Source organism: Nocardia higoensis, from assembly GCF_015477835.1.
GTDB classification, from domain to species: domain Bacteria; phylum Actinomycetota; class Actinomycetes; order Mycobacteriales; family Mycobacteriaceae; genus Nocardia; species Nocardia higoensis_A.
This window is the reverse complement of record NZ_JADLQN010000007.1, coordinates 14,541-26,402: the sequence shown is the minus strand read 5'-3', so window position 1 is coordinate 26,402 and position 11,862 is coordinate 14,541. Positions and strand designations below refer to the sequence as shown.

The following is an 11,862-nucleotide window of genomic DNA, read 5'->3' as shown; positions in this document are numbered from 1 at the left end:
GCGGAGGCGGACCCTGCTGCTACCACTGTCGTCCGGCACGCCGGGCGTTTCCGGCCACGAGAGGCGATCTCGGCGTGGCAGAGTGCGCAGAGCGAGCCGGTGCGAGTTGCGGCTGCTGTCATGAACGGCGCGGTGCCGAGAAGAGGCGACCCGGAAGCTGAACGATCGGCGCCGCCGTCCTACGGGAAGGATGCGGTGGATGGCTTCACATGACCAGCGCGCGGACGACCATGCCGAGGTCCTCGCGTGAGCCGGGTGCTCGTCGTCGGCGCGGGGGTCGGCGGATTGGCCGCGGCGATGCGGCTGCAAGCCATGGGCCACCAGGTCACCGTGCTGGAGCAGTCGCGAGAGATCGGCGGCAAGCTCGGTGTGGTGGAACGCGACGGATTCCGTTTCGACACCGGCCCCTCGCTGTTGACGATGCCGCACGTGCTGGAGGAATTGTTCGACTCCGCCGGTACGTCGGTACACGATGTGCTCTCGCTGCAGAGGCTGCCGCTGGCGGCCCGGTACCGGTTCCCGGACGGCACCGAACTGGACATGCCGGGCATGCTCACCGACATCCCCGCCGCCCTGGATCGAGTTCTCGGTCCGGGCCGCGGCGCTCAGTGGTCGGCGCTGTCGGATCGGGCCCGGACCATCTGGGAGGTGACGCACGGCCCGTTCCTGGAATCCCCGATGCGGTTGCGCACCATGATCGGCGGTGTGAGCAGGCCGTCGGACGTCCGCGCTGTCGCCCCATGGCACACCCTGCGCGGACTCGGGCGCCGTTACCTGCGCGATCCCCGTCTGGCGATGCTGCTCGACCGCTACGCCACCTACACCGGCTCCGATCCCCGGCGCGCGCCCGCGGCACTCGCCTCGATCCCGTGGACCGAACAGGCGTGGGGCTCCTGGTACGTCCACGGCGGACTGGGTCGCATCGCGGAGGCGTTACGGGACCGGCTGCTCGAACTCGGCGGTGCGATCGAGACGAACACCGAGGTCGTCGAGCTGACCACGAATGCACGCGGGCACATCGCAGGCGCCGTGCTCGCGGACGGCAGCGTCGCGACCGCCGACCTCGTCGTCGCCAACGCCGACGCACGTCAGGTGTACGAGCGTCTGATCCGTACTCCGGCGACCCGGCGGGCCGCGGCGCGGCTGCGTCGCGCCACCCCGTCCCTGTCGGGTTTCGTGATCCTGCTGGCGCTCGACGATCCTCCGGCCGATACGCCACACCACCGCGTGCTCTTCGCCGAGGACTACGACGCGGAGTTCGACGCGGTCTTCGGTCGCGGTGGCCCGATGCGTCCGGTGGCCCGGCCGACGGTGTACATCTCGGCCCCCGATGACCCGCAGATCGTGCCCGGCCCGGGCACCGGTGCCTGGTTCGTCCTGGTGAACGCGCCTCGCCATGACCCCGGCCGGGGAACGGATTGGGACGCAACGGGACTGGCGGACGACTACGCCGATCTGGTCCTGCGGGTGATGGCCGAACGCGGCCTCGAGGTGCGCCCTCGGGTGCGGTACAGAGCGATCATCACACCTGCCGACCTCGAGCGGCGCACCTTCACCCCGGGCGGCTGCATCTACGGCTCGTCGTCGAACGGTCCGCGTGCGGCCTTCCTGAGACCGGCCAACACCTCACCGGTACCGGGCCTGTTCCTGGTCGGCGGCTCGTCCCACCCGGGCGGCGGGCTGCCGCTGGTCATGCTGTCGGCCCGCATCGTCGCCGGGCTCATCGGCCCGGCGGCGTGACCGGGCCGGCCGGCGTGCGGTTCGTACCGGGTTCGGCTCTCGGCGCCGCCCCCGCAGGTCGATCGCTGTCGGGGGAACCGAAACCCGCCGAGGTCGATGTGTCCGGACGCTTTAGGTGTTCGAGCAGGTCAGGCGGTACCTCATGGGTATGTTGGTCCGTGGATCGGACCCGGCCCCACAGTTCGGCGGACCCGCCGGATCGGCAGGGCGAACGCGCGTGACCAGGAAGGACCGACGATGGCCGAGATCGACCTGTACGTGGACCCGGTATGCCCGTTCGCGTTCGTGAGCGCGCGATGGCTGCTCGACAGCGCCGGCGATGCGCACACGGTGACCCTGAGACAGATGAGCCTGGCGACGCTCCACGACGATGACGCCGACGAGGCCGGCCAGGACCCGATGATCGTCCGCTCACGCCGGTTCGGCCGCATGTTCGCCGCCGTCGACCGGCACCACGGCCACGAGGCGTTCGCGCCGCTGTTCCTGGCGCTGGGCACCCGACTGCACCCACGCGGACCGCAGACAGTCGACGAAGCGGCCGCGGCGGCCGCGCTCGCCGAAACCGGCATCGATCTCACCATGCTCGCCGCACTCGAGGACGCCGCTTTCGACGCGGAGGTCGCCGCCGCCCATCGACAGAGCCAGACAGCGCTCGGCGGCCGAGGCGGCAGCCCCATCATCGCCGTCGACGGTCACGGCTTCTCCGGCCCGGTGCTCACCGCACCCCCGCCCCGGCACCGCGCGGCCGATCTGCTCGACGCCCTGATCACCGCCGCGACCACCCCCGGATTCGCCGCGCTGACCCGCCCGTACCAGGGCCCACCGGCTTTCTCCGCTGTCGAGGAGCCCCGCTGATGTGCCCGGTCCCTGTGGCATTTCCCGGTCGGGGACACCACCGCTCGGTCCACCCCATCCTCGGTCGAGACCTCCGCCGACCCGGCGAAGATGACTGCGCCGCTGGGGAAGTCACGGCATGTGGGCACGGTCCGGTCCGCCGACCGAATCGGGCCTGAACAAAACGTTCAGCTGACCGCCGCCGCCGCAGCGCCGGCAGTAGGCGCGGATGTCACCGACAGAGGGTTTGCTCGCTACTTACTGTGCCGACCACTGCGCGACTCACCGGGAGTCCGCGACGGTGGGCGCCTACCGACTCGAGAGGAAAGACCATGGCGTTGCCGAAGCGGACCCCGAACACCAAGCCGGTCTGGCGGTTGCCGAGCGCCCGACCAGAAGTACTGCAGCGTGTGGCGGCAGCCCTGCAGCAGTTGGAGCCGGAGTCGGAGGGTGTCGACCTTCCGGCTCACCGGACGGTTGCCACCGAATCCCGCGTGTCGGCCTGAGCCGCAGACGTGTGGCGCCGGTCAGGAGATCCGGCGTCTCACCGGGCGCCGGGGAAGACCATTGCGACGGCCTGCCGCTTCTCCTGGCCGCGTCCGGAACAACGACCGGAACTGTGGGAGGCCGCCGCCATCGATCGGATGCGGCGCGACGACCTGGCTGCCCGGCTGACGGCCCTGCTCGCCAGTACGTGGGCGCACCGCGTACCGCCGATACGACGGCGAGTGACTCCGATCCGTCAGTGCGGGTACTCGGAGAAGAACTGCTGCAACAGCGGGGACACCGCTTCGAACAGCACTCGGGCGACCGTGACGGCGGCGTTGCCGCCGTGCATGACGACGAAGCCGAGCCAGTCGCGGTTGTCGATGGCGAACTGCAGAATGTCGTGGTCCACGGTTACTCCCTTGATCCAGGGCGGGCTGAACAGGGCCGATGGTTACCGCGCGAAGTATGGCTGGAGCAGCGGCGGGAGAACCTCGACTCCCCACCGGACTGCCGACAGAATGCCGTTGCCGAGGTTGATGACGACGAAACCGATCACGTCGCGGTTCTGTTCGGCCAGGTCCTGCAGCGGTTCGATGATGTTGTGGAACATGGGCGGGTCCTTCACACCCGGGGCGGATTCAGGGACGAAGTCCAGGCTTCCACAGCACCGGGGGTACGGCCAAGGCTCCTGAATATCGCGACCTGCCAACAGTGGTGACGAAGATGTCACGGATCGCCGCGTAGCCCTCGATCGTCCGCGGCGGTACCGTTGCCAGGCCGAAGACCACCCCGGTTATGTATGGGCTTGCATAGTCGTGCATAATCATTTGCACAAGGGTGCAGGGTTCCCGACCTGCGCGCCGGCGCGACCGGCAGACCGTCCTCGAGACGGTCGAGACCACCACTCATACAAAACTTAGGAGCACTGAAGACATGTCCGAGCGCGTCGTACTCGCCTACTCCGGTGGGCTGGACACCTCCGTCGCCATCAGCTGGATCGGCAAGGAGACCGGCGCCGAGGTCGTGGCCGTCGCCATCGATCTGGGCCAGGGCGGCGAGGACATGGACGTGGTGCGTCAGCGCGCGCTGGACTGCGGCGCGGTCGAGTCGATCGTGGTCGACGCCCGCGACGAGTTCGCCGACGAATACTGCCTGCCCACCATCCAGGCCAACGCCCTCTACATGGGCGAGTACCCGCTGGTCTCGGCCATCAGCCGGCCGCTGATCGTCAAGCACCTGGTGGAGGCCGCCAAGTTCCACGGCGCCACCACCGTCGCGCACGGCTGCACCGGCAAGGGCAACGACCAGGTCCGCTTCGAGGTCGGCATCGGCGCGCTCGCGCCCGACCTGAACGTGATCGCCCCGGTCCGCGACTACGCGTGGACCCGGGAGAAGGCCATCGCCTTCGCCGAGGAGAACAAGCTCCCGATCAACGTCACCAAGAAGTCGCCGTTCTCCATCGACCAGAACGTGTGGGGCCGCGCCGTGGAGACCGGGTTCCTCGAGGACCTGTGGAACGCGCCGACCAAGGACGTCTACGACTACACCGCCGATCCGACGGTCAACTTCGAGGCCCCCGACGAGCTGATCATCACCTTCGACAAGGGCGTGCCGGTCGCCATCGACGGCCGTCAGGTCAGCGTGCTCGAGGCCATCGTCGAGCTGAACCACCGCGCGGGACGCCAGGGTGTGGGCCGGCTGGACATGGTCGAGGACCGGCTCGTGGGCATCAAGAGCCGCGAGATCTACGAGGCGCCCGGCGCGATCGCACTGATCACCGCCCACCAGGCGCTCGAGCACGTGACCATCGAGCGCGAGCTGGGCCGCTACAAGCGTCAGGTGGAGCAGCGCTGGGGCGAGCTGGCCTACGACGGCCTGTGGTTCTCCCCGCTCAAGCGGGCGCTGGACGCCTTCGTGCGCGATACCCAGCAGGCCGTCTCCGGCGACATCCGGATGGTGCTGCACGGCGGCTCCGCCGTGGTCAACGGCCGCCGTTCCGAGCAGTCGCTCTACGACTTCAATCTCGCCACCTACGACGAGGGCGACACCTTCGACCAGTCGCTGGCCAAGGGCTTCGTGCAGATCCACGGTCTGTCGTCGAAGGTCGCCGCGCGCCGCGATCTGAACCAGAAGTAATTTCGGCTCGTCGCGGGGCAGCCCGGATCACCCCGACGATCCGGCCGCCGCGGCGAGGGACGAACATACCGACGAGGGCCGATGCCGTGCGCACCGGCCCTCGTCGGCGCGCGGGGCGTTCGCGGACACCACGGCCTGCCCGGCTACCGTGGGACCTCGATCGAGCTCGCGCTGCCATCCGCACGGCCGGTGCCCGCCGCCGAGCGACCGGTGTCCGTCGCGACAACCGGGCGACCGGTGACCGCCACGGCATCGGATGCCGAGGTGACAGCGACCGCGGAGTTCGATCGCCGACCGCCCCGGCCCGTCCGATCCAGCCGCTGCCGAGCGGCGATCGGCCACGCACATCCGCGACGGACCGACGACCCGACACCGATCGACGAGGAGACAGCAGACGATGACGCAGAGCGGCAGCACGAACACAGGTGCGCTGTGGGGCGGGCGGTTCGCATCGGGCCCGGCCGAGGCGATGGCCGCGCTGAGCAAATCCACCCACTTCGACTGGGCGCTGGCTCCCTACGACGTGCGGGCGTCCAAGGCCCACGCGCGGGTGCTGCACAAGGCCGGTCTGCTCACCGACGCCGATCTCACCGCCATGCTGTCCGGGCTGGACCGGCTCGCCGCCGACGTCGAGTCCGGCGCGTTCGGCCCGGCCGAGACCGACGAGGATGTGCACGGCGCGCTCGAACGCGGACTCATCGAACGGGTCGGCGCGGAGCTGGGCGGCAGGCTGCGCGCGGGCCGGTCCCGCAACGACCAGGTCGCCACCCTGTTCCGGATGTGGTTGCGCGATGCCGCGCGCCGCGTCGCCGCTGGTGTCCTGGACGTGGTGGACGCGCTCATCGCGCAGGCCGCCGCCCATCCGGATGCGGTCATGCCGGGCAAGACCCATCTGCAGGCGGCCCAACCCGTGCTGCTGGCCCATCACCTGCTCGCGCACGCCCATCCGCTGCTGCGCGACCTCGACCGCCTGCGTGATTTCGACTCCCGCGCCGCGGTCTCGCCCTACGGCTCGGGCGCGCTTGCCGGTTCCTCGCTCGGCCTGGATCCCGAGGCCATCGCCGCCGACCTGGATTTCGATGCGGCCGCGGCGAACTCGATCGATGCCACCTCCTCGCGTGATTTCGCCGCCGAGGCCGCGTTCGTGTTCGCCATGATCGCCGTCGACCTGAGTCGCATGGCCGAAGAGGTGATCATCTGGAGCACGCCGGAATTCGGCTACGTCACCCTCGCCGACGCCTGGTCCACCGGCTCCTCGATCATGCCGCAGAAGAAGAACCCCGACGTCTCGGAACTGACCCGCGGCAAGGCGGGCCGTCTGATCGGCAATCTGACCGGTCTGCTGGCCACGTTGAAAGCCCAGCCGCTGGCCTACAACCGCGATCTGCAGGAGGACAAGGAGCCGGTCTTCGATTCGGTCGCCCAGCTGGAACTGCTCCTGCCCGCCATCGCCGGTCTGGTCGCCACGCTGACCTTCCACACCGATCGGATGGCCGAGCTCGCGCCCGCGGGCTTCACCCTGGCCACCGACATCGCCGAATGGCTTGTGCGCGAGGGTGTCCCGTTCCGGGTGGCACACGAGGCGGCGGGTGCGTGTGTCCGCGCCGCCGAGGCGCGTGGCGTCGGACTCGACGAGCTCACCGACGACGAGTTCGCCGCCATCGATCCGGCGCTGACCTCGCGGGTGCGGGAGGTGCTGACCGTGCAGGGATCGATCGCGTCGCGCAACGCGCGCGGCGGTACCGCGGGTACGCGCGTGGCCGAGCAGTTGGACGAGGTGCGTGCGGCAGCCGCCGAGGCGCGGTCACGCCTGGCCTGACGAAAGGTGCTCGGCCCGGAAACAGGCCGGGCCGAAACGAAAACTCGCCCCCCGCCGCGTGTGTCAGCAGACACGTGCGACGGGGGGCGAGTTCGCTTCTCAGGTCAGAGACCGACCAGGGCGAGCACCGCAGCGACCAGAGCAGAGACGAAAGCGAGCACCATGTCAGCTATCTCCTTCATGCGTAGTTGCTATTGCCGCGTGAAGATTAGCGACAGTCTCGTGCGAAACGCAAACTCCGCCGAGATCGCCTTTTTGGTCGGAAGTCCGTTTCATTACTCGAGATTCGTCGCTGCCCGCGGCGCCGACTCGCCCGCGGATGGGCGCGCCGGCACCGCGCCGTCGGGTGGGGTGGGCGGCGAATGCTGTTCCGACGCAGGACACTCGCCTCCAGCAGTCCGAGCTACGGCCGAAAGGTTCGGTATGATCGCGAAGTCACGCCGAGACGCCGGATTCCGTACCGGCCAGATGTCGAAGTTCGGCGAAAGGGCAGTGGAAACTGTCGATCGGCACTTCCGCTGCGGGCCGCGAACGCCGATGCTGGTATCGGGGCGTCACGGCGTTCGGCAGGATCGGTCGTCGCAGTGACTGTGTCGGAGGCGGTTTCCGAGTTTCGAGCAATCGGTCAGCTACTCGGTCTGGCGATGATGTCCGGAGCGTTCGGTGGCCGACACGTCCGGGTAACCGGGTGTTCGGGCACGAGGTGTGGACTGGGCGGGTAAGGCTCGCCCGGCCGATTGATCACTGTGTATTTCGTTGACGCCGAGCGACTTTCGGGCCCGGGACCGAAGAGGAGGAGTACCGGATGATCTCGGGACGACAGTCGTACTCGTATCGGCGACCGAGGGAGGTGGACACGCCGTGAGCTTCCACCGCGCCGAACCGGCCCTGGGATACCTGCGCGCCGATCTGTCCGGCATCCGGCAGCCCTGGGAAGAGATCCGGATGCGTCACCTCGCTCCGCGCATGGGGTACAACCTGAGCAAGACCATCGTCTTCACCGCCGCGACCGACAACCGGATCGAACGGCTGCTCGCGCAGATCGAACGTCACGGCGCCCGCGCGTTGTTCGTGCCCGACCCGGCCCATCTCGAAGGGAAGCTCGAGGTGATCCGGGCCCGGGTCGGTGTCGTCGTCGATCTCGAGCAGGAACCCGCTCCCACCGCGATCGAACGGGTGCTCCCGCACTACGAGGCCGGCTGGCTCGGCATGTGGCGGTGGCTCAGCGGGTGATTCCGCGCGCCGCCGAGCCGCACGATCGAGCACTGCCGCACCCTCGAATACGGCGTTGCGAGGGACAATTCGATTGTCTATGCTCATCGGCGATGATGACCGGGACGGCCTCGAGCCACACACGGACAGGTGACCCGGCGCTCACCTGAGCGCCCGAGCGCCTCCTGTTTCGATCGAACCCAGCACCACTTTCGATCACGACAGGAGACTTTCATGACCGCACGTTTCAATCACACGATCATCGCCGCGATCGATCGTGAGGAATCCGCCGCCTTCTTCCGCGACATCTTCGAGTTGGCCGATGCCCCGTCCTGGGGTGTGTTCACCAACCTGCTGTGCGAGGACGGCGTCCTGTTGCAGTTCGCCGAGCCGCCGGTCGACATCCAGCGTCAGCACTACGCCTTCCTGGTCGACGACGAACTGTTCGACCGCGCCTTCCGGCGACTGTGCGAGCGCGAGATCGCGCACTGGGCCGATCCGCATTTCCAGCGGCTGGGCGAGATCAACGACGGGCACGGCGGCCGCGGGGTCTACTTTCTCGACCCCGCCGGGCACGGTATCGAGATGATCACTCGCCCGTATCTGTGAGCGGGAACGGGCGTTGCGTGGCTTCCGTCCCCGGGACGCCCGCATACGCGGCCGGGATCACCCGCGTGCTCGGCGGCGCGAAGATCACTCCCGCACCGCCGGCTCGCCGAACGCGCGTTCCTCGAGCAGATCGGCGAGGTGCAGCACCGGGCGAGCGAGATCGGGAATCACCGCCGGATTGCCCGGCCTGCCGAGTGTGTAGGTGAGCAGGTCGCGCCCGGCGAGACTCCACCGTTCGACGGGGCCGTCCAGTTGCGCCCGTACCACCACGGGATCGAGCATGAGCCGCGCGTAGCGCTGATCGACGGCGCTCACCCGGAACCGCCGGTCGAAGGCGGCGTCGCCGGTGTGGATCGGGATGGAACCGGCGAACGCGTCGCCGATCTCGCGGCTCAGGTCGCGGTCGAGTACCGCCAGCGGGGGATAGGGGCGGTCGAGGTGCACCACGAGGACGGTGAAGCGGTGCGACTCCACACGGTACTCGGCCGCGGTGACCGGACGATTGTCGACCACACCGGTGAGGGTGAACACGACGGTGCCGATCTGGTGGCCGGGCAGTCGCGCGGTCCAGGCCGGGTGCGCCCGGTCGTCGTAGTGCCAGCCGTGCGCAGCCGCCCACCGGGCGAAGGTCTCCCCGACCCTGTGGTCCGAGCGGCGCAGCAGCGGCAGGAACACGAACAGACCCGCCACCGCGAGGACGCCGACGAAGACAACCAGGGCGATCAGGACGGCTTCCCACACGGCTACCACCTCCCGGCTCGGTTCCCATTGTGAAGCAGGCCGGTACCGTGAGTCGACGAGTCGGGAGAACACGCCGTCGGCTCGTTAGGCTGCCGCCATGACCTTGCTGTTCCTCGCCCTTGCCATCGCGTTCGAAGTGACGGCGACGGTATCTCTGAAGTTCTCCGAGGGATTCAGCAGGATCGGGCCTTCGATCGTGGTGGCCATCGGCTACTGCGGCGCGTTCTACTTCCTGTCCCAGGCGTTGAAGCGCGGGATGCCGATCGGTGTCGCCTACGGCATCTGGTCGGCGGTCGGCGTCGCCGCCATCGCGATCATCGGAGTGCTGCTGCTCGGCGAGAAACTGACTCCGATACAGATCGGCGGCATCGCCGCAGTGATCCTCGGGGTGATGGCGCTCGAGCTCGGCGGCGCGGACTGACTCTGCACGGTCAGTCGGCTTCCCGGGCGATCTGTTTGGCGATGTTGTGGGCCATGGTGCCCAAGCGGGTCAGCCGGGCATCGCCGAGCGGGGTGAGCTTCCCGCCGAGCCGGTTGGTGACGAAGCCGAGCGACATCCCGGTCTCCGGGTCGGCGAACGCGCCCGAGCCGCCGAGCCCGAAATGGCCGAACGCCGACACCGGCTCCGAGCGCGAGGGTTTCATCGGCACGCCGTGATAACCCAGTGCCCAGGGGATGCGGAAGGCCAGCACGTAGTCGGGCGTGAACACCTGGCGGGTGCGGATCATGTCGACGGTGCCCGGCCGCAACAGCCTGCGATCGCCGAGGGCGCCATCGCAGGCGAGCGCCCCGTACACCGCGGCCAGCGAGCGGGCCGAGAACACGCCGTTGACGCCGGGCATGACCGAATCGTGCAGGCGCGGGTCGGCCATGATCTCGGCGAATCCGCGCGGGGTGGTCTCGGCCGCCGCGGACAGCTTCGTGCGGCCCATCAGCCGCACAGTGCTCTCCCAGCTCATCCCGGCGACAGTGAGGATCGGGAAGTTGACCGCGATCCGGGACCGCTGCTCCCTCGGCACCCGGAACCACAGATCGGTGATGCCGAGCGGCTCGGCGATCTCGGTGCGCAGGGCGTCGGTGAAGCTCGTCCCGGTGACCCTGCGCACCAGCTCGGCGACCAGATGCCCGAAGCTGATGGCGTGATAGCCGCTGGTGGTCAGGCGCCGGGAGTCCGGGGTGGCGGCGGCGAGCGCGGCGGTGACCGCCGCGTCGTCGAAGAACCGGTCGATCGGGCCGGGCACGAGATCGCGCATCCGGTGCAGGCCGGCGCGGTGGGTGAGCAACTGACGCACGGTGATCGCGCCCTTGTCCGCTGCCGCGAACTCCGGCCAGTATTCGGCGACCGGATGTTCGTAGTCGAGCAGGCCGCGTTCGGCGAGGCGGTGCAACAGCGTGGAGGCCACACCCTTGCCGGTGGAGTAGGTGACGGCCAGGGTTTCATGGGTCCATCGCTGCCCGGGCCGGGCGTATCCGGCCCACACGTCGACGACCGGCTCGCCGTGCAGGTAGACGCAGAGCGCCCCGCCGCCGTCGCCGGGTTTGCCGAACAGTCGATCGAACTCGGTCACCAGCCGGACGAAGCGCCGGTCGACGTGCTGGGCCGCGTGCTCGGCGGTCCGCGCTGCCGCGACCTCGTCGTCGATCGTCTCCTGGTCGGCCCCGTGTGCGGTGGAATCGGTGGTCACCCGGTCGCGTTCCTTTCGTCGTCCCCCGTCCACAGTAGGAGGAGCGGGGATCGCGCGTGGGGGAGCGGGCGGTGGGGGGTGTCCCGATATCAGGCCGCGGCCGCCCGGCACAGTTCGAGCAGAGCCGAACCCGGGTCGTCCACGTCGACCACCAGCCGAGTGAATTCGCCGTGTTCGAGGTCGATCTGCAGGCCGCTGCCGTCGAATCGGGTGTCCCAGAATTCCTTGCGCCCTTTGCCGCGGAAGGTGCCCGCGGCGATCACGCCGGGGAAGAAGGCGCCGGGCGCGCGGACCCACGGCGGACGCATGTCGACCGACGCGGGGGCGACGGCCGCGATGTCGTGAAAATCGAAGGTGATGCTGTCACGCATGGAGAGCAGCCGGTGGCCGCCGACCACATGAATCGTCACTGTCGTACCGCGGACTTCGATCTCGACCATTGGTGCGCACCTCGCTCTCACCCGGGCAACATCTACGCCTTCCAGGATGCGCCGTCGCCCTGGCGTCATGCTGTGCCATTCCTGTGAATTAACCAAGGATCCTTTCACATTCCGATACTTCGATATGCGCATCAAAACATGCGTCCTCGCGAAGTCG

Annotated in this window: 13 protein-coding genes; 8 read left to right on the top strand and 5 right to left on the bottom strand. The window is 68.9% G+C overall.

Annotation, left to right across the window (positions count from 1 at the left end; genetic code table 11):
- Positions 1 to 246: 246 nt before the first annotated feature.
- The 3 genes from IU449_RS25310 (at position 247) to IU449_RS25300 (ending at position 3,080) form a co-directional block, all read left to right on the top strand.
- On the top strand, positions 247 to 1,740 hold the full coding sequence (locus tag IU449_RS25310; protein WP_195004669.1) for a phytoene desaturase family protein: 1,494 nt from the start codon (positions 247 to 249) through the stop codon (positions 1,738 to 1,740).
- Positions 1,741 to 1,977: 237 nt separating this feature from the next.
- Positions 1,978 to 2,595, top strand: a complete 618-nt coding sequence (locus tag IU449_RS25305) for a disulfide bond formation protein DsbA (RefSeq protein ID WP_195004668.1) — start codon at positions 1,978 to 1,980, stop codon at positions 2,593 to 2,595.
- A gap of 311 nt (positions 2,596 to 2,906) precedes the next feature.
- Positions 2,907 to 3,080: a hypothetical protein gene (locus IU449_RS25300; protein ID WP_195004667.1), complete on the top strand. Its 174-nt coding sequence runs from the start codon at positions 2,907 to 2,909 to the stop codon at positions 3,078 to 3,080.
- Positions 3,081 to 3,316: 236 nt separating this feature from the next.
- Here IU449_RS25300 and IU449_RS25295 read toward each other — a convergent pair whose 3' ends face one another.
- The gene (locus IU449_RS25295) at positions 3,317 to 3,472 is read right to left on the bottom strand and encodes a hypothetical protein (protein ID WP_195004666.1); all 156 of its coding nucleotides are present in this window, start codon (positions 3,470 to 3,472) and stop codon (positions 3,317 to 3,319) included.
- Between the two features lie 42 nt (positions 3,473 to 3,514).
- Positions 3,515 to 3,673 carry a hypothetical protein gene (locus IU449_RS25290; RefSeq protein ID WP_195004665.1) on the bottom strand — a complete coding sequence of 53 codons (159 nt, stop codon included), beginning with the start codon at positions 3,671 to 3,673 and terminating at the stop codon, positions 3,515 to 3,517.
- 323 nt (positions 3,674 to 3,996) lie between these two features.
- On the opposite strand from IU449_RS25290, the gene IU449_RS25285 reads away from it, so the two are divergent.
- The 4 genes from IU449_RS25285 (at position 3,997) to IU449_RS25270 (ending at position 8,839) form a co-directional block, all read left to right on the top strand.
- On the top strand, positions 3,997 to 5,199 hold the full coding sequence (locus IU449_RS25285; protein ID WP_195004664.1) for an argininosuccinate synthase: 1,203 nt from the start codon (positions 3,997 to 3,999) through the stop codon (positions 5,197 to 5,199).
- A 397-nt stretch (positions 5,200 to 5,596) separates the two neighbouring features.
- Entirely contained in the window at positions 5,597 to 7,018 is a 1,422-nt protein-coding gene (argH, locus tag IU449_RS25280; protein ID WP_195004663.1) for an argininosuccinate lyase, read from the top strand.
- Between the two features lie 861 nt (positions 7,019 to 7,879).
- A complete protein-coding gene (locus IU449_RS25275; protein WP_195004662.1) occupies positions 7,880 to 8,251 on the top strand; it encodes a hypothetical protein in 372 nt (123 codons plus the stop codon).
- A 213-nt stretch (positions 8,252 to 8,464) separates the two neighbouring features.
- Positions 8,465 to 8,839 (top strand): VOC family protein, encoded by a 375-nt coding sequence (locus tag IU449_RS25270; RefSeq protein WP_195004661.1) that lies wholly within the window; start codon positions 8,465 to 8,467, stop codon positions 8,837 to 8,839.
- An 84-nt stretch (positions 8,840 to 8,923) separates the two neighbouring features.
- Here the strand turns inward: IU449_RS25270 and IU449_RS25265 are convergent, their stop codons facing one another.
- The gene (locus tag IU449_RS25265) at positions 8,924 to 9,580 is read right to left on the bottom strand and encodes a hypothetical protein (protein WP_195004660.1); all 657 of its coding nucleotides are present in this window, start codon (positions 9,578 to 9,580) and stop codon (positions 8,924 to 8,926) included.
- 97 nt (positions 9,581 to 9,677) lie between these two features.
- On the opposite strand from IU449_RS25265, the gene IU449_RS25260 reads away from it, so the two are divergent.
- Positions 9,678 to 10,001: a DMT family transporter gene (locus tag IU449_RS25260; RefSeq protein ID WP_195004659.1), complete on the top strand. Its 324-nt coding sequence runs from the start codon at positions 9,678 to 9,680 to the stop codon at positions 9,999 to 10,001.
- A 10-nt stretch (positions 10,002 to 10,011) separates the two neighbouring features.
- Here the strand turns inward: IU449_RS25260 and IU449_RS25255 are convergent, their stop codons facing one another.
- Entirely contained in the window at positions 10,012 to 11,223 is a 1,212-nt protein-coding gene (locus IU449_RS25255) for a serine hydrolase domain-containing protein (RefSeq protein WP_195004747.1), read from the bottom strand.
- 131 nt (positions 11,224 to 11,354) lie between these two features.
- Positions 11,355 to 11,705 carry a hypothetical protein gene (locus IU449_RS25250; RefSeq protein WP_195004658.1) on the bottom strand — a complete coding sequence of 117 codons (351 nt, stop codon included), beginning with the start codon at positions 11,703 to 11,705 and terminating at the stop codon, positions 11,355 to 11,357.
- Positions 11,706 to 11,862: the final 157 nt, after the last annotated feature.

Bases quoted from the DNA above. Each gene is read 5' to 3' on its own strand.
- IU449_RS25305 (WP_195004668.1), top strand. From the start codon at position 1,978: ATGGCCGAGATCGACCTGTACGTGGACCCGGTATGCCCGTTCGCGTTC.
- IU449_RS25300 (WP_195004667.1), top strand. From the start codon at position 2,907: ATGGCGTTGCCGAAGCGGACCCCGAACACCAAGCCGGTCTGGCGGTTG.
- IU449_RS25290 (WP_195004665.1), bottom strand. From the start codon at position 3,673: ATGTTCCACAACATCATCGAACCGCTGCAGGACCTGGCCGAACAGAAC.
- IU449_RS25285 (WP_195004664.1), top strand. From the start codon at position 3,997: ATGTCCGAGCGCGTCGTACTCGCCTACTCCGGTGGGCTGGACACCTCC.
- argH (WP_195004663.1), top strand. From the start codon at position 5,597: ATGACGCAGAGCGGCAGCACGAACACAGGTGCGCTGTGGGGCGGGCGG.
- IU449_RS25270 (WP_195004661.1), top strand. From the start codon at position 8,465: ATGACCGCACGTTTCAATCACACGATCATCGCCGCGATCGATCGTGAG.
- IU449_RS25260 (WP_195004659.1), top strand. From the start codon at position 9,678: ATGACCTTGCTGTTCCTCGCCCTTGCCATCGCGTTCGAAGTGACGGCG.
- IU449_RS25250 (WP_195004658.1), bottom strand. From the start codon at position 11,705: ATGGTCGAGATCGAAGTCCGCGGTACGACAGTGACGATTCATGTGGTC.